General features: G+C 33.5%; 22 protein-coding genes. 13 read left to right on the forward strand and 9 right to left on the reverse strand.

What is annotated here, in order from left to right:
* The first annotated feature begins 208 nt into the window (after positions 1-208).
* Genes NADRNF5_RS03320 through NADRNF5_RS03330 form a run of 3 tightly spaced genes read left to right on the forward strand, consistent with a single transcriptional unit; the run spans position 209 to position 1,636 of the window.
* Positions 209-664, forward strand: coding sequence for a 50S ribosomal protein L15e (locus tag NADRNF5_RS03320; RefSeq protein ID WP_048118902.1), 456 nt, complete (start codon positions 209-211; stop codon positions 662-664).
* Between the two features lies 1 nt (position 665).
* Positions 666-1,217: a hypothetical protein gene (locus NADRNF5_RS03325; RefSeq protein WP_048115692.1), complete on the forward strand. Its 552-nt coding sequence runs from the start codon at positions 666-668 to the stop codon at positions 1,215-1,217.
* Positions 1,218-1,270: 53 nt separating this feature from the next.
* Entirely contained in the window at positions 1,271-1,636 is a 366-nt protein-coding gene (locus tag NADRNF5_RS03330; protein ID WP_048115694.1) for a DUF6659 family protein, read from the forward strand.
* Positions 1,637-1,724: 88 nt separating this feature from the next.
* Here NADRNF5_RS03330 and NADRNF5_RS03335 read toward each other — a convergent pair whose 3' ends face one another.
* A complete protein-coding gene (locus NADRNF5_RS03335; protein WP_048115695.1) occupies positions 1,725-2,390 on the reverse strand; it encodes a peroxiredoxin family protein in 666 nt (221 codons plus the stop codon).
* A 170-nt stretch (positions 2,391-2,560) separates the two neighbouring features.
* Here NADRNF5_RS03335 and NADRNF5_RS03340 point away from each other — a divergent pair, with 170 nt between their 5' ends.
* The 3 genes from NADRNF5_RS03340 to NADRNF5_RS03350 are packed head-to-tail and all read left to right on the forward strand — an operon-like array spanning position 2,561 to position 4,634.
* Positions 2,561-3,016 carry a response regulator transcription factor gene (locus NADRNF5_RS03340; RefSeq protein ID WP_048115697.1) on the forward strand — a complete coding sequence of 152 codons (456 nt, stop codon included), beginning with the start codon at positions 2,561-2,563 and terminating at the stop codon, positions 3,014-3,016.
* Between the two features lie 48 nt (positions 3,017-3,064).
* Complete coding sequence (locus tag NADRNF5_RS03345; protein WP_048115699.1) at positions 3,065-3,553, forward strand: HEAT repeat domain-containing protein; 489 nt, start codon at positions 3,065-3,067, stop codon at positions 3,551-3,553.
* A 1-nt stretch (position 3,554) separates the two neighbouring features.
* Positions 3,555-4,634 (forward strand): plastocyanin/azurin family copper-binding protein, encoded by a 1,080-nt coding sequence (locus NADRNF5_RS03350; protein ID WP_148313056.1) that lies wholly within the window; start codon positions 3,555-3,557, stop codon positions 4,632-4,634.
* Here NADRNF5_RS03350 and NADRNF5_RS03355 read toward each other — a convergent pair.
* The 5 genes from NADRNF5_RS03355 to NADRNF5_RS03375 form a co-directional block, all read right to left on the reverse strand.
* A complete protein-coding gene (locus NADRNF5_RS03355; RefSeq protein ID WP_048115702.1) occupies positions 4,631-6,700 on the reverse strand; it encodes an AAA family ATPase in 2,070 nt (689 codons plus the stop codon). The genes NADRNF5_RS03350 and NADRNF5_RS03355 overlap by 4 nt on opposite strands.
* The gene (locus NADRNF5_RS03360) at positions 6,697-7,839 is read right to left on the reverse strand and encodes a DNA repair exonuclease (protein WP_048115704.1); all 1,143 of its coding nucleotides are present in this window, start codon (positions 7,837-7,839) and stop codon (positions 6,697-6,699) included. Before NADRNF5_RS03360 ends, NADRNF5_RS03355 begins: the two co-directional genes overlap by 4 nt.
* Positions 7,839-9,371, reverse strand: a complete 1,533-nt coding sequence (locus NADRNF5_RS03365; RefSeq protein WP_048115706.1) for an ATP-binding protein — start codon at positions 9,369-9,371, stop codon at positions 7,839-7,841. Before NADRNF5_RS03365 ends, NADRNF5_RS03360 begins: the two co-directional genes overlap by 1 nt.
* Positions 9,368-10,159, reverse strand: a complete 792-nt coding sequence (locus tag NADRNF5_RS03370; protein ID WP_192828371.1) for a DNA double-strand break repair nuclease NurA — start codon at positions 10,157-10,159, stop codon at positions 9,368-9,370. Before NADRNF5_RS03370 ends, NADRNF5_RS03365 begins: the two co-directional genes overlap by 4 nt.
* Positions 10,160-10,278: 119 nt before the next feature.
* Positions 10,279-11,253, reverse strand: coding sequence for a hypothetical protein (locus tag NADRNF5_RS03375; RefSeq protein WP_148313057.1), 975 nt, complete (start codon positions 11,251-11,253; stop codon positions 10,279-10,281).
* A gap of 162 nt (positions 11,254-11,415) precedes the next feature.
* On the opposite strand from NADRNF5_RS03375, the gene NADRNF5_RS03380 reads away from it, so the two are divergent.
* From NADRNF5_RS03380 to NADRNF5_RS03395, 4 genes are all read left to right on the forward strand, one after another.
* Entirely contained in the window at positions 11,416-11,958 is a 543-nt protein-coding gene (locus NADRNF5_RS03380) for a PEFG-CTERM sorting domain-containing protein (protein WP_048115712.1), read from the forward strand.
* A 23-nt stretch (positions 11,959-11,981) separates the two neighbouring features.
* Complete coding sequence (locus tag NADRNF5_RS03385) at positions 11,982-12,800, forward strand: aspartate dehydrogenase (protein WP_048115713.1); 819 nt, start codon at positions 11,982-11,984, stop codon at positions 12,798-12,800.
* 93 nt (positions 12,801-12,893) lie between these two features.
* Complete coding sequence (gene nadA, locus NADRNF5_RS03390; RefSeq protein ID WP_048115714.1) at positions 12,894-13,850, forward strand: quinolinate synthase NadA; 957 nt, start codon at positions 12,894-12,896, stop codon at positions 13,848-13,850.
* 5 nt (positions 13,851-13,855) lie between these two features.
* The gene (locus NADRNF5_RS03395; RefSeq protein ID WP_048115715.1) at positions 13,856-14,257 is read left to right on the forward strand and encodes a tetratricopeptide repeat protein; all 402 of its coding nucleotides are present in this window, start codon (positions 13,856-13,858) and stop codon (positions 14,255-14,257) included.
* On the opposite strand, the gene nadC is transcribed toward NADRNF5_RS03395, so the two are convergent.
* The 3 genes from nadC to NADRNF5_RS03410 are packed head-to-tail and all read right to left on the reverse strand — an operon-like array spanning position 14,254 to position 15,902.
* Positions 14,254-15,072, reverse strand: coding sequence for a carboxylating nicotinate-nucleotide diphosphorylase (nadC, locus tag NADRNF5_RS03400; protein ID WP_048115717.1), 819 nt, complete (start codon positions 15,070-15,072; stop codon positions 14,254-14,256). The two genes, NADRNF5_RS03395 and nadC, sit on opposite strands and share 4 nt — an antisense overlap.
* Before the next feature lie 43 nt (positions 15,073-15,115).
* Positions 15,116-15,292 carry a transcription elongation factor subunit Spt4 gene (gene spt4, locus NADRNF5_RS03405; protein WP_237089325.1) on the reverse strand — a complete coding sequence of 59 codons (177 nt, stop codon included), beginning with the start codon at positions 15,290-15,292 and terminating at the stop codon, positions 15,116-15,118.
* 13 nt (positions 15,293-15,305) lie between these two features.
* Positions 15,306-15,902, reverse strand: coding sequence for a DNA-directed RNA polymerase (locus NADRNF5_RS03410; protein WP_048115721.1), 597 nt, complete (start codon positions 15,900-15,902; stop codon positions 15,306-15,308).
* A gap of 146 nt (positions 15,903-16,048) precedes the next feature.
* Between NADRNF5_RS03410 and NADRNF5_RS03415 the strand changes: the two genes are divergently transcribed.
* The 3 genes from NADRNF5_RS03415 (at position 16,049) to NADRNF5_RS03425 (ending at position 18,197) form a co-directional block, all read left to right on the forward strand.
* Positions 16,049-17,161, forward strand: coding sequence for an Mrp/NBP35 family ATP-binding protein (locus tag NADRNF5_RS03415; RefSeq protein ID WP_048115723.1), 1,113 nt, complete (start codon positions 16,049-16,051; stop codon positions 17,159-17,161).
* Positions 17,162-17,202: 41 nt separating this feature from the next.
* Positions 17,203-17,667 carry a GTP-dependent dephospho-CoA kinase family protein gene (locus tag NADRNF5_RS03420; RefSeq protein WP_082052025.1) on the forward strand — a complete coding sequence of 155 codons (465 nt, stop codon included), beginning with the start codon at positions 17,203-17,205 and terminating at the stop codon, positions 17,665-17,667.
* A 152-nt stretch (positions 17,668-17,819) separates the two neighbouring features.
* Positions 17,820-18,197, forward strand: a complete 378-nt coding sequence (locus NADRNF5_RS03425; RefSeq protein ID WP_048115727.1) for a hypothetical protein — start codon at positions 17,820-17,822, stop codon at positions 18,195-18,197.
* The last annotated feature ends 19 nt before the right edge of the window (positions 18,198-18,216 follow it).

The following is an 18,216-nucleotide window of genomic DNA, read 5'->3' on the forward strand; positions in this document are numbered from 1 at the left end:
TTTTCTCATACTGTCCAATAAAAATCTCAAATAATTTCTGAGGAATCCTTTTTAATAACTTGGGACTAGTTTAATTATCGAGTTTTCTGCGGAAGCAAAATCTTTGAGTGAGTGAAATTCGTTCACTCAAAGCAATTTTTACAACTTAGCGTTGCTTGGAATAAATTTTTGATTTACAGTTATTAAAGGGGATTTTTTTATGCCTGATATGCCTAGTCATCAAGACAAAATGTGGATCAGTCTTTGGAAGGAAAATGCTCCTGAACTACGTGAACGTGTAGTTGGATGGCGTAAGCAAAATGCAATCACTAGAATTGAAAAACCCAGTAGATTAGAGAGGGCTAGAAGATTAGGCTACAAAGCAAAACAAGGAATCATCGTTGTTAGAATGAGAGTCGGTACTGGTGGTATGAGAAAACAAAGACCTACTGGTGGTAGAAGACCAAAACATCTCGGTGTTACAAGAATCAAAGCAGATGATAACATGAAAACTGTTGCAAATAGAAGAGTTCTTGAAAGATATCCAAATATGAAACTTTTAGGTTCTTACTTTATCTATAAAGATGGAAAACATTATTGGTTTGAAGTTATCTTGGCAGACCCTCAACATCCAAGAATTGCTCAGGATAAAGAATTAAACAGACGAATTCCTCAAACTGCATAAGTTGAAGATATTATTTTCGGTTTCACTAGTTTTACTATTTGTAATTTTACCTGCATATGGTCAGGCTTTGTCTGATGCAACAGGATTAGTAAATCGATTGGATATTCAAACAGGAGGCTATACTTTTGAAATTGAAACAATTTCTAATTTCAACATCAATGATTTTGATTTTAACCCCGATGAGAAAAGATTGTCTCTGTTCATAAATAGTGGATTGGAAAATAATTTGGGTGAAGTACTAATTCCTCAAACACTTTTGGGAGGTAATTTTACATTTTATCTCAATGAACAACAATATTTTCCAAAAATTAATTCTAATGAAAAAATCTCATTTATCACATTGAATTTTACTGGCACTGGTGAAAACAAATTGGAGATTTTTGGAACAACTTATCTTGACGGGTTAGAAAAGAAGGATGAATTAATTCAAAATGAGATGCCTCCAATACAAACAAAAGAAACAATTTCTGATTCTCTTAGTTGGTTTGCACTAGTAGGAGTTTTGGTAGTTGCAGCAGCATTAATTGCAGTGAAACTAAAGAAAAGAAAGTAATTCCTCTATTTTTGATACAAAAACTCTAATAATTTAAGGTATGAATACATTTTATGGATTATGAAAAATTTTGCTCAGATATTTTAGCTGCTGATCCTAAAATTAGGTTTGCTACCGTATATGATGAATGGGCCTCTCGTGTTGCAGGTGGAATACGCGAGGGAGTTGAAAATTTACTTTCCAATCATGCTGAAAATGAATTAGTTAATCTTTCAATTATGGATTGGAAAGCACGAAAGGACATGTCAAAATGGTTGGGTATGACAAAATATACTCTGGGTGAATATGATAAAGTCAAACGATTTTCATTTTATCTTGGGGCTGAGCATCTGCTTTTGGTTAGTGCTGAAAAAGATGCAGACACTAATGTTGTAGTTGATGAAGTAATCAAACTCTATTATCAAAATCAACCAAAATGATTCTTTATGGATAATCCAAAAATTGCTTTGATTGGGGGATTCGTTACTGTAGTTGCTTTGTCAATAGCACTGGTCTTATTTCGTTGATTTAATCTTCAGCCATTAATTTTTTAATAATGGCTTCTATGTGTCCGGTTTGTCCAAATGACACATCTCTGAGAATTCCTTTTCTATCTACTATTATTGTTGATGGCGTTCCTTGCAATGCATATTTTTCAAATGTCTCAGCAGAATACTCCTTTGATTTCATATAGTCCTTGACTCTTTGAATTATTTGATTTTTGTAATCATCAGGCTGTGAATCAAAATCGGGAATTTGCGGATAGATAAACTGCATGATTTTTTCTTGGCTAATTTCTCCTGAAGTCTTTGTTAAATTATCCATCCCTAATGGAAATGGAATTTTATAATTTAGCTTATTTCCATCTTTTAATTGTCCATACATTGATAGTGCATTTTTTGTTTCTCCAATAACTTCACCAGTTTCTGCAAGCATCTTCAAATTTTCTAATGTATTTTTGTCAAAATCTTCAAATGCTGTTGCAAGACCTAGTACTCTAACTCCGTCATCTTTGAATTTATTGTAAATGTTAATTGCCTCTGGAAGTGCATTCATGAAACATCCTGGACAATTGACTTGAAATACTTCTAATACTACAATATGATCTTTTTCCTGGTCAAAGTTTGTTGGGGCACCTTGAACCCATTCTGAAACCCCAAAATTTGGTGCTTTTTGGCCAATTACTGCACTCATAGTACAATCTTATATTTTTTCCATTAAATACTAAACGCTAATTGTATTTTCTTTATATTGGAATTATTCATAGTAGAGTAGAAAATCCTACTTGTAATTTTAAATACATAATTTTTGATTGTTAAAATAAACAGACAATTCGATAAATCCCTTAGGAGCGAACTGTATTTGTGAGAAAATTTCCAATTATATTGATAGTAGATGACTCTCAAGCATTTCGTGTGTTCTTTAGGGATACTCTGAAAAGAACTGTAAAGTGGGCCCGTATTGTAGAGGCTAAAGATGGTTATGAGGGCCTAAAGATGTATCTAAAGTACAAACCAGATGTGATTTTATTAGATTTGAAAATGCCTAAACTAGATGGCTTCAAAGTATTGGAAGCTATAGTTCGAGATAACATGAATACAAGAGTTGTTGTAACTTCTGCGTATATTGATGATCAAACCAGTATCAATGAATTAATGAAAATTGGCGCCTTTAGCTATCTTCCAAAACCTATGAATCGTATGGTTCTGATGAAAACCATCACTGATGTTCTCAATAGTGGTAGAAAAGTTGATTCAAAGAAAAAGTCTCCAAGGGACAAAAGGACTTCTAATTCTTTTGTATTGAATCAAAATTATTAGATTTTTTTCAAGTAACCTAATATAGGACACACAAAGTTTCAAAACAAATTGCAAGTAGTAACTGATGATAGATTAGCACTTTTTGCTGAAATGGAAGAAAAGTATGAGCAGAAAGATACCGATTATTTTGTATCTCTTTTAGATCATCCTGATTATGTTGTTAGAACCAGAGTAGCTTGTATTTTGGTTGATTTTGGTGGTGAGGATAAGGTGCAATATATTGCCAAAGTTTTAAAAAATGATGAAAATGAATTGGTTAGACATGAAGCTGCATTTGCATTAGGTCAGATGAGCTATTCTAGTGCCATTCCCCCATTAACTGATGCAACTCTCAATGATCCAAGCATGTTTGTGCGACATGAAGCTGCAATTGCTTTGGGTGTTGTTGGAAATAAAGAGGCTAAAGAGGCACTTCAAAAAGCATTAAACGATCCGGATCCTCCAGTTGTAGAGTCAGCCGTAGTCGCCCTATCAAATATTGAATTTATGGAAAAGTTAAGTAAGAACGAAAAGTTTGCAAAGTTAACAGGTGGATGAGATGAATTTTGCATATGGAGTAATAGCAATTGTTGGTGTTTTAGCTGCAATCACATTGGGATTCATTGCAATGAATCCGGATGATATTATTCAACCAAGAATAGTTTCAATTGAAGAAAAACCAACTGTTTGTACAATGGAATATGCTCCTGTATGTGGTATTGATGGCGAGACTTATGGTAACATGTGTATGTTAAACGCTGCTGATGTAAAATTGGTCCATGAAGGCGAGTGTAGTGTTGATGATCCTAAAGTAAAACCAAGAATTCAACTTGAAGAAATAGTAGAACCAGAACCAATGGTAGAACCAACACCTGAACCAACTATGACTGCTCCAATGACATCTGGAATTCATACAGTAAACATTGCTGAAGGTTCTGGAGCACCTGGATGTGAAGAAACAAACGAATGCTATTTGCCTTATTCTATTATAATTTCTGTAGGTGACACTGTAATTTGGAACAACCCTGACAGTGCTGCTCATACTGTAACAAGTGGAACTATTTCTGATGGACATGATGGAATGTTTGATTCTAGTTTGTTTATGTCTGGTTCAACTTTTGAATTTACTTTTGATGAATCAGGAACATATGATTATTTCTGCATGGTTCATCCATGGATGACTGGCAAAGTTGTTGTTAATGAAATTGAAGAGATGATGGTAATTGAAGAACCTGAACCTGAACCAATGGTAGAACCAGAAACAATGACAGAACCTGAACCAATGGTAGAACCAGAAACAATGACAGAACCTGAACCAATGGTAGAACCAGAAACAATGTCAATGGCTATAGTCTCACTTCCTGCAGGATCTGCAATTCCAGGATGTGAAGAAACAAACGAATGTTACTTGCCTTACGAGATTACTGTATCTGTAGGTCAAACAGTTACTTGGAGTAATGATGATTCAGCTGCACATACTGTAACTAGTGGAACTGTTGATGCTGGAGTAACAGGAGTATTTGACTCTGGATTATTTATGTCAGGTTCAACCTTTGAGCATACATTTGAGAAAGCAGGAACATATGATTATTTCTGCATGGTTCATCCTTGGATGACTGGAATTGTTACAGTTAACTAAAGTGCTGTAACCAAACTTCCTTGTTCAGTGGATTCAAATTTGTAAATCTGTTCTACACTTGAATCTTCAAAGATTTCTGTATCGTGAGTAATGATTAGAAACTGCATGGGTGTTTGTGAGTTTGAAATCTCTGATAACTGAGACAAAACCCCTACCAGTGATTTTTTTCTTTCAGCATCCAAATGTGTTGTCGGCTCATCAAGTATCATTAGATTAAGATTTGATGCGCCCAGAAGACTTGCCATTCCTAATCTTAATGCTAATGCTACACTGACTTTTTCTCCTCCGCTAAGTGATTCTAAATCTAGCATTTCACTTTTTGAATAACATGTTATAGAAATATCTCTAGCTTTTTCTGATAATGTAATTCTCTGTATCTTTGTGTTGAGTAATGTCAGGTATTCTGAAGTTTTTACTGATATTGTATTTAGTGCCCATGATCTTAGACTTGTTGCAACTGGTCCGTCTCTACTGAAAATGTTTAGCTGAATTTCATCCAGTTTTACAATATACTCTTTAACTGTGATTAATTCTGAAATTGAATTTTGAATTTTTTCTATTTGTTCTTCGGATTTAGTAATTTTCTCTGAAATTGCTCCAATTTGTTGGTGGATTCCTGATAGATAATTTTGTTTTTCAGCTACTAATCTTTTTAGCTTGGCAAACTCGTTTTCATCAAATCCTTCAGTTTCGCTCTCCAATTTACAAATACTTTCAAATATCATTTTTGCATGTGTGTCTATTTGTGAGATTTCTAATAAACTCCCATTGTTTGTTAAAGGGATTTTCTGTTTTTTAATTTCTACTTCTTTTTGAATTTTTTCTAATTCTTCTTTATTTGTAATCGAGTGCGCTCTAAGTGTTGCTTCTGCATCTCGTGCATTTTGTACTTTGTGTAAAAAATCTTCTTTCTTTTGATTATACATGTCTCTCTCTTTTCCTTTTTCAATAATTTCATGCTCTAATGTTGTCAATTCATTTTTTAGATGGTCTTCTTGGAAAAGTGGATTAAGTTTTTCTACATGTGAATCACAAACAGGACATTTGTTATCTTTTAGCTGAAGTTTAGATGCTAGCAATTGTTTCTCTTTTAATGATGCGGTTTGAATTGTCATTTCTTGAATTTTCTTTAATGTATCCTCTATTGCTTGATCAATTTTTTGGATTTTCAATTCCAAATCTTCTTTTAGATTTGCATGCTCAAAACAATCTTTACAATCATGTATTTTACGCTCATTTTCACTAATTTCCCGCTTAATTTCATGTATGGCCTCTTTTGCATATGTCAAAAGCTCTTTTTTCCTCAATTCTAATTGGTTAATTTTATCTATTTTTGGAGATTCAGTTTCTACTTTATCCCGTAAACTATCTACTTCTTTTTGCAATTGGTTTTGTTTTATTTCTAGTTGATTTTTCTCAGGTTTTGCATCTTCTACTTCTTTTTGATTTTTTTCTAACTCATGTGACAAAATTTCAATATGTGTGTCATCATATCCGATTTTTTCTCTAATTTTTCCTCGAAATTCTTTATTTACCATTTTCATCGCTTCTGATGCAATATCGAGTTTATCAATTCCTATAATCGCATTAAGTAATTCTTTGAATTCTTTGGGTTTGGCATTAATTATGGCATTTAGTTCTCCTTGTTGTACAATTGATGCAATCTTTAATTTTTCAAAATCAAGTCCTATTACTTTTTCAACTTCATTCGTCATCGATTCCCCAAATTGCTTTCGTTCACCTGCTGCAATTTCAATACGATCTTCTTTTGTAATTTCTGAAAATTTTGCAGATAGACTTCCCTTACTATCTATTTTTCTTACTGCCTCGTAATTTTTTCCACTGATAGAAAACCCTACTTTTGCAAATCCTTGATTTGCACCACGTTTGATTAATCCTTTATTTGATTTTCTTGTGTGCTGACCAAACAATGCAAATGTTATTGCATCAATGATACTTGATTTTCCTGCACCGTTATCTCCTACAAATACTGTAACTCCGTTTTCAAATTTAATTTTTGTATTGGAATGTGCTAAAAAATCTCCTAGTTCTATAGTTGTAATCATTGTTTTTTCACCTTTTTATATTTCTCAAAATTTTCATAGACTAATTGAGAAGCCTCTTTAATTTGATTTGATGATAATATTGGAAGTAATTCTTTTATCGCAAAACTTGCATTTTCTTCTGAACCTAATGCGTCAACTGATAGTCTAAACATTTCATCATCTATCACATTTGGTCTATCTAGGAATACTGAAGAATCTGAAATTTGTTTTGAACTAATTCTCCAAAAACATCTGAGGACCAATGAGTTTAATCTTGCAATTTGTGCCTGAATTTGATCAGTTTCTATATTTTCACCTTGAATTTTTACTTCTACTATTGGTTTTTTCTTTGAATTTGATATCTTTTCAGAAATTTCATCGATTGTTTTTGATAATTCTTGATATTTTGTTTGAAATGAAAATTGTGGTCTGGTATCTAATTCAATCCAATTTGGATTCGCCTCTTCCCCTGAAATATCAACTTCGAAGAATCCTTTTTTTGTATCTTTAATTCCTTCACTTGTAGTTAATTCGATAGAACCAGGATATGCAATTGGTCCATTTAGGTGATTGAATCGTTTAACATCTTTGTCATGTAGGTGACCCATGGCATAATATGTAAAATTTTTTGGCAAATCTGTTGATTGTATCTCTGCTGCAAATTTGTTGAATTCTGTAACACCTTGATGCAAAACCAATATTTTGTGTCCTGAGTGATTTTGTGCTATTTTATCAATTTCAGAAAATTTATCTTCATATTGCGGAATTTCTGCCTTTCTAATTTTATCAAACCCTGCTAAGAGAACTCCTTTGTATTCTAATGGTTTTCCTTGTCCAATGTATTTTGAAAATTCCAAATTATGATAAACATATGGAATGGGTGTAGTTCTTATTCTACTAATGTCATGCTCTCCTAAAATAAAAAATGAATCTATGTTGTTTTGTTTTAGTCTCTTCAAGCCATTACCCATTTGCACAATTGCGGTTCCGTTAGGATTTGGAACATGAAAAATATCCCCCGCAAAAATTACAAAATCTACATGATCTTTTATTGAAATATCTATTGCTTGATTAAATACGTCATACACATCTTGTGCACGCTCATCTGTACCATATTGCACTAATCCCAAATGTGTATCTGAAATGTGAGAAAATAACATTAGTCTAACAACAAATCTTTTTGAACTAGTCCTTGAGTTGATTCAATTGCAACTTCCTTCATTTTTTCTGCATTTGCCCAAGCATTAACTGCACTTTGATCTGCACCCATGATTTTCTCTTTTACTTCTTCAACATGAACTAGTGATGGTAAATTTGTCCATTGTCCAACTAGAACTGCGTCTCCCACGTTGAGTGATGTCAACTGTGCAATCAATTCACGACTGGTAGATTCAGTTGCTGAGGCTATTTGACGCTGATCATCTTCTTGAATAATTTTCATTATGGCAAATGATCCTAATTGGCTTAGAACATTCAGATCCACACTTCTAGGCCTTTGTGATACGATCCCTAATCCTAATCCAAACTTCCTTCCTTCTCTTGCAATTTTAGCTGCCCAATATTTTGCACTGGTATCATGGTCTTTTGGAATGAAAACATGTGCTTCCTCTATTATTACAAATATTGGCGAATTAAATTGATAATTTCTTTCTCGTTTTGTTTTTCCATGCCTTGCAATACTTGCATCTTTTCTATCTTTCAATAACTGTTGTAAATAAAATGCTACAGCTACATTTGCTTGTTTTTCTGATAGCTCTGAAATGTTAAGGATGTTTGTGCGACCTTCCTTGATAAAACTAATCGGATCACCCATGTCTGGATCTAAAATATCTTCAAATCTTCTTTGTGCCTCTTCTATAATGTCTTGTACTCTATATGCTGACGTTCTAATTTCTTTTAATTTTTTATCCTCAGAATTAACTATGAAATCAATTTCGTTTTCTAGCTTTTGCCAAAACTCTTTTGATTCTTTGACATGTTTTGTAAATGCCATTCTTAAAACTCGTTGTTGAACATTTGCACCATCTCTAATTTCTAATACTTCTGAGAGTTGATCAGCATCTAGTAATCTAGGATTAATTTTGGCATCAATTACATTGATGCGTGGTATGTTTAGACTTGTGTAGTCGTTGTGATAATCAAATATTATTACTGTTCCCTTTAATTTTGAAATTTGTTTTGTAACAAGAGACACCAGATTACTTTTCCCCATTCCTGTCATTGCTAAAATCCCTAAATGTCTTGAAACAATTTTATCCAAATTTATCTTGGCTTCAATGGTTTTATTTCGTAAAAGATTTCCTATTGTTACCCATCCTTCTTTTTTTGGACTAAAAATTATTTCCAAATCTTGTTTACTTGGTTGGGTAATTTCTGTACCTGGAATTGGTGGAATTGAGGGTATGATTGATTGGCCTTTTCTCAAATTTTCTAAAAATCCTAAAATTCCTATATGTGCTGTAAATGTTTTGTCGCGTTTGTTGATTTCAGCAATTTCTGTGCTTTCTGATGCTTCATCAAAATTCCTAACATCCATAAAAGCTGCACTAGAAACAGATGATCTTTCAACCAATCCTAAAATTTCCCCTTCATCTGTTCTTATTTTGATATATTCTCCCACAGAGAGAGCCCTTGAAGTTATTGCCGTTACAAATGTGGGTTTTGATTCCCCAATCACGAATCCTAAACTCAACCTAGAACCTCCCTTGAACCAATTTCATTACTTAATCCTAACAAACTAACCATTTTTGCAAGCTCTTTATCAGATATTTTACAGTTGTTGTGTGCAAGCTTTAATGCATACGGGTATCCGCCAACACTATTTTTGTATAATTTATTCATTGCAGTTTTAATGTCATTTTCATCATGTTGATCCCCTAGAAACTCCAATTTAATTATTGGAGTGGAATCACTTAATCTGACAAATGTAGATGAGATGACTTTGTCTGTACCGTATTTTTTTTCTACAAATATTTTACTAAACCCTGAATTATTTGAAACATGGTTGTAATAGAAAATATCTCCTGCAAGAGATCCTAAATTTTCAAATTGTTTTTTTGTATTTGATGTTTTTGCAATAAAAATTACGTTGTCTCTTTTTTTCATTGTTTTAACTACCAAAGAATCTAGAGATGATTGTCTTGTCATAAACTGAGAATGAAGTGATCCATCCATTAATACCAAATCCACCATGTCAACTGTTTTTTCACATGCCTCGATCTCCATCTTACTTGCAATTCTTGAAAGGTCTTTATCTGAGCCAAGACCTGACTCATGTAAATCCACTAAAATTTCTCCATCTGACTTTATTGAAACTGCAGTTGTTGCCCAAAGTTCTATCCCTTGAAATTTGGTGTTGTTAAAACTACTATCTATGCCGGCAGTAACTGCTTCTTCTTTTTCAGGCGTAAATTCCACCCAATTCTCCTTTGCCTTTTGTATGATTTGCTCAAATTTTGGACCTTTTAGAATTGATAACATTTTCTCTCTGTTGATAATGGCGTCTTTGTAAACTGTATTGAGCACACCAATAGTTTGTTGGTTTGAATAAAATCTTTAGGTTATACTAAACTTTGACAAACCTGTTCTATCAAAACCATTTATCCAATTCTACCTTTATAGATAATTTTTTCATCAGTTCCTGAAGGTGTACTTCTATCAATGTATCTGATTTCATATTTGTCTCCGATGTGAATCACTTTACCGTCTAATTCTCTTGGGATCTTAATTTTTACTTCAAACGTGCTTGTATTGGGTCCCGTCTCAATCAAAGAACTGGAATTTGCATCAAATCTTGGATTTGCAAGTGTAGTTCTAATTCCTCCTTCTCCTCTGAATTCAAATGAGCTTAATGGAATTTTGTCTTCATCTTTAGAGTCTCTATTTGCATCAGGTTCGTAAATTCTTAATGTAAATTCATGTCCAATTCTAGAACCTCCTCCAGAAGTTTCAACTTTGGCAAATGTGGAAGTTAAAGGAAATGATTTTACAAGTATTCTTTTATCTCCTGCAAAGTCTGATTCATCCAAGTATTTTATGATGACCACATCATCTTGACTTAATGGTTTTCCATTGATTGTAGCAGGTAATTCTAATCTGATATAAAATTCACCAGTGTTTGGTCCTGTCTCAATCATTTTCTGAGGACCGCTAATTTCAATTCCATTAACTGTAAATTCAAACAAGCCTTGTGTGGAAATTTCTTCAACTCCATTATGTGCTACATTCAAGTCTTGATCTTTTATGTAAAAATTAACAATTGACATACTTGATGCAGGAATAGTTTCTATTTCTTTTTCTGAAGCTGAAACTGTTTTGAATTCTTTTTGCAAATCTGTGAATTTTATTGGAATGAATAACATTCCTAATTTTTGCATTTTTTCGGCAGTTTCTGCCCTTACACAGGCAGCAAAACCATTTGTTCTGATAACTAATTCTAATTCTGTCTTACAAAGAACATCTTGGGGTGAAATTCCACGTTCCATTTGTTTTCTAGGAGAATCAAAGTCTCCAAAAACTGGTTGTATTATAATGAGAAAAAGACTACAAAAAACTGTAATTTGCAAAGCATTCAACACAAATTTTTGATTTTCTTTACATAAATAATTTGGTGATAAATTGTACTTTGTTTCCGACTAGAAAATCAAAATTGATAATTAACTATTTTGTTATATGTGTTGGAATTATACTATTACTACTTGATTCGTTATGTTTTTCTACTTCTTTTACTTTTGGTAATGCCTGCATCCAACTATGCTTTTGCTGAACACATATTCAATCCTGATGCATATGCGCAATACCTTGACATTTCTCAAATAGAATCTGAAAAATTCACTTTTGAATTTGATGAAAAAACCTATGACATTTACTATGGATATCGTGGTAGTCTTGATTCTATGGGTGCTAATCATCAATACCCTATACTATCTTCGATGAATATCAACCAAGAACGAAAATCGATTGAAATCATAATGGAGGATGTTCCAGAAAAAACTGATTTTTGGGTAAGAACTCCTGAAGATGTTCTTTATGCTGAAGGTGAAAAATTCAAAGTTATAGTAGATGGGGTAGATACTGGTTATGATTTGATGAAATACCCTAATGACTATGTCGTTGGTTTAGTAATTTCAGAAGACACTAAAAAAATTGAAATAATTGGAACTAGAGTCATTCCGGAATTTGAAGGATTGACAATTTTGATTCTTGGGGTTTCTATTCTGGGAATAATTTACGTGGCACAAAAGAATCCCCTTGTAAAGGGTTTGACTAGAATTAATTAAGTGAACAGTTCTAGTATTATTGATTGAAACGAATAGGTTTGTTGGGATGTGGCGCAATAGGTACTCAAATTGCTCTTGCTATTGATTCAGGAAGGATTCCCGGCACGCTCACCCATGTTTATGATGCATCTAAAGAAAAAGCATCTGAACTTGTCTCAAAATTAAACTCAAAACCAGAAATCGTTGAAAACTCTCACCTTTTATCTTCTCATAGTGTAAACATTATAGTTGAAGCTGCATCTCAGGATGCCGTAAAAGATGTTGGCCTTAGTGTATTGCAAAATAAACGTGATTTGATGATAATGAGTGTCGGTGCATTATTGGATGAATCAATTTATGATATTTTATCTGATGCATGTGATCACTTCAAAAAAACTATCTACCTGCCCTCTGGTGCAATTGCCGGTTTGGATGGAATTAAATCTGTAAAAGACGAATTAGAATCTGTGTCGATTACAACAACTAAACACCCGCGTTCTCTGAAAGGTGCAAAGTTTTTTGAAACATCTCAAATTGATTTGAATGCTATTAGTTCACCTACAAAAATTTTTGAAGGCAGTGCAAAAGAGGCAGTTTCATTGTTTCCTGCAAACATCAATGTTGCAGCACTTCTTTCATTATCTGGAATCGGAAGTGAAAAAACAATCGTAAAAATTATCGCTGATCCAAATACTGATAAAAATACTCACCATATTGAGGCAGCAGGAAAATTTGGAAAGATGGATTTTACAATAGAGAATTTTCCAGATTCTAACAACCCTAAAACAAGCCGATTGGCAATTTTATCTGCAATTGAAACCCTACGAAAATATTGCTCGGATGATATTCAGATAGGTACCTAATCTGGCAATAATTGCCACATTTACCAGATTTTTAGAGAATTCTGGACTGCTTCCCATTCTTTAAATCCCTACAAACTCAAAATTTTGTAGCCTATGTTAGTTCAACAATCATCTCAGCTCAAAGAAGAGATTCTAAGACTCAAGAAGGAAAAAGATGTGGTAATTTTAGCACATAATTATCAAATCCCTGATGTGCAAGATGTTGCAGATTTTACAGGCGATTCCTTGGGGCTTTCACGTCAAGCTGCCACTGTAGACCAAAAGACAATTTTATTTTGTGGTGTAAATTTTATGGCAGAAACTGCTGCAATTATTAGCCCAGACAAGAAGGTACTTCTTCCTGATTTGGAAGCAGGTTGTTCTCTATCTGATTCTATTACTGTTGCTGAATTACGTAATTGGAAAAAGCAACATCCTGACGCAATAGCTGTAGGTTATGTTAATACTACTGCAGAAATTAAAGCGGAATTGGATTATTGTTGCACTTCATCTAATGCAGTAAATGTTGTAAAGGCAATCCCTGAAGAAAAAGAAATATTGTTTTTGCCTGACATGTTCCTTGGCTCTTATGTTGCAAAAATGACTGGAAGGAAAAATATGCATATCTGGGCAGGAGAATGTCATGTGCATGCTGGAATTACTCCTGAAGATGTAAATGAAAAACTAAACTCTATGAAAGATACAGAATTTGTAATTCATCCTGAATGTAGCTGTACTACCCCTATGATGTATGATGTTGCTGATGGAAGCTATGATGGCAAAAAAGTTTCAATTCTTTCTACTGAAGGAATGCTAAATCACGTGCATCAATCAAAAGCAAAAAACTTTGTTGTTGCAACAGAGACTGGAATCCTGTATAAAATGAGACAGCAAAATCCGGGAAAAACATTCATCCCTGCATCAGAGAAAGCTGAATGTCAATACATGAAGATGATTACTCTTGAAAAAGTGTATGACGCACTGGTAAATGAAAAGAATGTCATTACTGTACCAAAAGAAATTGCCGATAAGGCTCGTTTGGCAATTAATAGAATGCTTGAAATCAGCTAAATTGCGTGACTGCTTTGGTTGGATTATTTAGTAGAACTCCAAAAGATCCCAACAAGAAAAAAAATATTGAAAAACTCAAAGAGATAAAAAAACTAGTCAAAGAAAAAAAATATACTGCTGCTCTAAAGTCTGGCAATGATTTTTTGCACAAAGTTCCACACCATCATGATATCTTGTTTACTATGGGTGGAATATACTATTTACAAAACAAGTACAAAACTGCAATATCTTACTTTGATAAAGCATTAGAAATCGGTTCATATGATGTTGAAGTTTTACTGCTCAAAGCATATTCTCATCAAAAACTAAGTGAAAATAAAAGGGCAATTCAGTGCTGTGAAAAAATTCAAGAAATTGATCCTAAAAATAAATCTGTTTTAAAATTACTAGAAGAATTGAATTCTTAAATTTCTAAACTCATATCAATTCCTTTTACAGAATTTGTAATGCTTCCAATTGATATGATGTCTACTCCCGTCTTACCATAATTTGCAATATTTTTAGAATTAATCCCTCCTGATGCTTCAATCTTTATTCTGTTTCGTAATTTTTCATTTTTGAGCACTTGTATTGTTTTCTTGATTTGTGCTGGTGTGAAATTATCCAGCATAATTATTGATGCCCCCTCTTTTGCTGCGAGAACTGCATCTGATGTTTTTTCAACTTCCACTTCGAATTTTTTGTGTCTTTTTTTTGCTTTTTTAATGAGTGATGATATTGAGCCTTCAATTGCAATATGATTATCTTTTATCATGATCATTTCATCCAGTCTGAGTCTGTGCTTTTTACCTCCTCCAATTTCCACTGCTTCTTTATCAAAATATCTTAGTCCAGGAGCTGTCTTTCTGGTTGCATACAATTTTGTTTTTGTTGGAATCTTTTTTACAAGTTGATTTGTTTGCGTTGCAATTCCGCTCATTCTAGTAAGTATGTTTAATGCAGTTCTCTCACATGTGAGGATTTTTCCTGCATCTCCTGAAATTGTCATTATGGTTTGATTAGGTTTGACTTTGGACCCATCTTTTCTAGTAATTTTGACATTACATCCTTTTAATTTAAAAATATTTTTTGCATAACTTGCTCCTGCAACAATAGCTTCTTCTCTTGAAATTATTTTGGCTGAAATTTTTTTCTTGGGTAAAAGTGCACTCGTAATATCTCCCGTCCCTATATCTTCAGCAAGAAATTGTGATAATTGTTTTTTAGAATTAAATGACAACATTATTGTTAAAATATTAATGTGATTTTAAAGATTTAGAAATTTTTTATGTTACTTTGATTGCATACTTACCTTTTTGAGTGATGCCTAGAGTTTTTGAAATCTCTGAGTTTGTAGGATCAACTACAAGTACAATTCCAGTCCAGTCTGGTGTCAAATCTGATGATTTACAACCAGGACAAACTTTGCCTGTTGTAACAAATTTGCATTTACGGCATGCCATTTCTCGTGCCATCTTAACTTGCCTCTACTTCAGCTTCTTTTGCAGGTTTATCTGAATCCCCTGTGGATTTTTTAATCTCTTCTACAATCCAGTCATCTGCACCAAGGAATGGTTGTCTACATGTAATTCCAATCTTGCCCATTGCAGCAGCTTTTCCTAGTGATACTGCAGTAATTCTTGCACGAAGTGTAGAACCAACTTTTAATGTTCTTCCACTTTGATTAGCTAAAATCATTCCAGACTTTACATCACTTTTGAGATAATCATCCATCACTTGTGAAAGGTGAAGTAATGCATCAGTTGGACCTATTCTTACAAATGCTCCAAAGTCAGTAATGTCTACAATTTCTCCTTGGACAATTTCTTGTAATTTTGGATAAAATGTTAATGCTTCAAACTGAACTCTGTGGAATGTACCGCCATCTCCTGCAATCATTTTTCCCATTTCGTCAACTTTGGCATCTAAAATCATGATGATATATCCCAAATCTGCATTAATCATACTCTCGTACTTTTCCTTGAGAATGTTTACTGCTGCCTTTTTGAGTGTAGTTCCAAATAAGCTGGGAGGAATCCTAACAACATCAACTAGGGTAGATATAGAAAACAACTAAGTTTTTTTCTTGAATTTCAATTTATGAATCTTTGGGTGATTTACTCATAATTTTCTAAAGATTTTGTTAATTTTTCAAAAAAATGACAATTTTTTTTGATGTCTGACTTATGTTTAAATAATGTAGACAGGATTTTTACGCAATGGTTGGAATAGATCAAGTTCTTGAAAAACTAAGTACTGTCATTGATCCTGATTTGAAAAAAGACATTGTTTCAATGGGCATGATAAAAGACTTGGAACTAAATGATGGTGATTTAAAATTTACTTTAGAATTAACAACTCCTGCATGTCCGTTTAATGTCGAAATTGAGGATGATGTAAGAAAAGTAATTGGTGAAATTCCTGAATTGAAAAATTTTGATTTAAAAGTAACTGCTAAAGTCATGGAGGGTCGTTCACTTGATGCAGATACGGGTATGGCAACTGTCAAAAACATTATCGGTGTTGCAAGTGGAAAGGGTGGAGTTGGAAAATCAACTGTTTCATTAAATCTAGCTTTGGCATTATCTGAATCAGGGGCTAAGGTTGGCTTACTTGATGCTGATATCTATGGCCCTAGCATTCCGTTAATGTTGGGAATGAAAGACGGATTCATGGAAGTAGAAGAAAACAAACTTCAACCTGCAGACTTTAATGGACTAAAAGTTGTATCATTTGGCTTCTTTGCAGATCAATCTAATCAAGCAGCAATTTACCGTGGCCCAATTATTTCTGGAATCTTAAAACAATTTTTAGTTGATACTAATTGGTCTGATTTGGATTATCTTATTGTGGATCTTCCTCCTGGTACTGGTGACATTCCACTTACACTTGCTCAAACAATTCCTATTACTGGAATCCTTGTTGTTACTACTCCGCAGGATGTTGCAAGTAATGTTGCAGTAAAAGCTGTGTCTATGTTTGAAAAACTAAATGTTCCAATAATTGGTGTTGTTGAAAACATGAGTCACTTTATCTGTCCAAACTGTGATGACAAACATTACATCTTTGGTCAAGGTGGTGCAAAAAAAATTAGTGAGCAGTTTAACATGCCATTCTTAGGAGAAATCCCATTAAATTCTGGAATCATGACAGGTTCTGATTTGGGAAAGCCAATAATGATCACAAGTCCTGATTCTCCAAGTGCAGACGCTTTTAGAAAGAGTGCAAAAAATATTGCGGCCCAATGTAGTATTCTTGCATCAAAACTACAAGATGAAATGGCATCTGAAGGTACTGGCGAAGAATCTGCTCCCGAGCCAAATACAACTTAGTCACGATTACTGTGAAGTTACCTGATTCTTTAAGAGATCAATTGAAAATTCCTTTAGGATTACTTTTACCTGAAAACCAAGCTGATAAAATAAATATTCAAAAACATCTTTTGCCAAATTCCTATATCGTTACTGTTGGTGACAGAACAACCAAAAAGATGATTGAGTTTGGTCTTATCCCTTCTTTGCAAATTATTGATGGTCAGGAAAAACGAGAAAAAAAAGACCCACCAAAACTTGCAAATGCTATTGAATTGACTGTAGAAAACCCTGCAGCAGAAATAACTCCTCAAAGTATTGATGTAATTAAAAATGCCTTTACTATGAAGCCCCCAGTAAGACTCTTTGTTGTTGGAGAAGAAGATCTTTTAGTACTTCCAGTTTGTATCCATGCACCTGATAATGCAATTGTTTTGTATGGCCAACCAAATGAAGGACTGGTAATTGTAAGAATTACTCCAGAAATTAGAAATAAAGCACAATCCATACTTGATTTAATGGAATAATTGGGGTGTGATGAGACGGTGGCTGTATGATTGATGATTACTCTACTAAACCTTCTGACCCTATTAATTCATATTTTAAAGAATGAAAATACACCAAACTTCTCACAACAATTGACATTTCAAGATAAACACGGATTATTACAGTAAGATATGTGAAACTTGATCCTGAATTGAGACTGCAAATTTTGGAGAAAATTGGAATCTATTCTAATCGTTTTTCCATTTCAGAACCTCAAATTCTCCTATCTACAAAAGAGGTACTTGATGCTCCAAAAGAAATGACTGAGGGTAGACGTACTTCGGCATACAAGTATTATGGAGTTTCATATCTTCAGCATAATCTAGTTTTCATTAATGTTAGAAAAATTCCCGATGAGAAGACTCTGGAAAATACCATAGTGCATGAATTAATTCACATGAGATTTCCTTATCTTGCTCATGGCAAAAGATTCAACAAGTTGGTAAGACAAGGGCTCAAAGGAAAAACATTTTTGCCATATAGAAAAAGAAGTAAGATTTCTGCTATTTGATTTATATTTCCCAGACTTT

This window comes from Nitrosopumilus adriaticus (assembly GCF_000956175.1).
Lineage (GTDB): Archaea > Thermoproteota > Nitrososphaeria > Nitrososphaerales > Nitrosopumilaceae > Nitrosopumilus > Nitrosopumilus adriaticus.

Excerpts from the sequence above, each read along its gene's own strand:
- NADRNF5_RS03320 (WP_048118902.1), top strand. The coding sequence starts at position 209 with ATGCCTAGTCATCAAGACAAAATGTGGATCAGTCTTTGGAAGGAAAAT.
- NADRNF5_RS03330 (WP_048115694.1), top strand. The coding sequence starts at position 1,271 with ATGGATTATGAAAAATTTTGCTCAGATATTTTAGCTGCTGATCCTAAA.
- NADRNF5_RS03335 (WP_048115695.1), bottom strand. The coding sequence starts at position 2,390 with ATGAGTGCAGTAATTGGCCAAAAAGCACCAAATTTTGGGGTTTCAGAA.
- NADRNF5_RS03350 (WP_148313056.1), top strand. The coding sequence starts at position 3,555 with ATGAATTTTGCATATGGAGTAATAGCAATTGTTGGTGTTTTAGCTGCA.
- NADRNF5_RS03355 (WP_048115702.1), bottom strand. The coding sequence starts at position 6,700 with ATGATTACAACTATAGAACTAGGAGATTTTTTAGCACATTCCAATACA.
- NADRNF5_RS03360 (WP_048115704.1), bottom strand. The coding sequence starts at position 7,839 with ATGTTATTTTCTCACATTTCAGATACACATTTGGGATTAGTGCAATAT.
- NADRNF5_RS03370 (WP_192828371.1), bottom strand. The coding sequence starts at position 10,159 with ATGTTATCAATTCTAAAAGGTCCAAAATTTGAGCAAATCATACAAAAG.
- NADRNF5_RS03380 (WP_048115712.1), top strand. The coding sequence starts at position 11,416 with ATGCCTGCATCCAACTATGCTTTTGCTGAACACATATTCAATCCTGAT.
- nadA (WP_048115714.1), top strand. The coding sequence starts at position 12,894 with ATGTTAGTTCAACAATCATCTCAGCTCAAAGAAGAGATTCTAAGACTC.
- nadC (WP_048115717.1), bottom strand. The coding sequence starts at position 15,072 with ATGTTGTCATTTAATTCTAAAAAACAATTATCACAATTTCTTGCTGAA.
- spt4 (WP_237089325.1), bottom strand. The coding sequence starts at position 15,292 with ATGGCATGCCGTAAATGCAAATTTGTTACAACAGGCAAAGTTTGTCCT.
- NADRNF5_RS03415 (WP_048115723.1), top strand. The coding sequence starts at position 16,049 with ATGGTTGGAATAGATCAAGTTCTTGAAAAACTAAGTACTGTCATTGAT.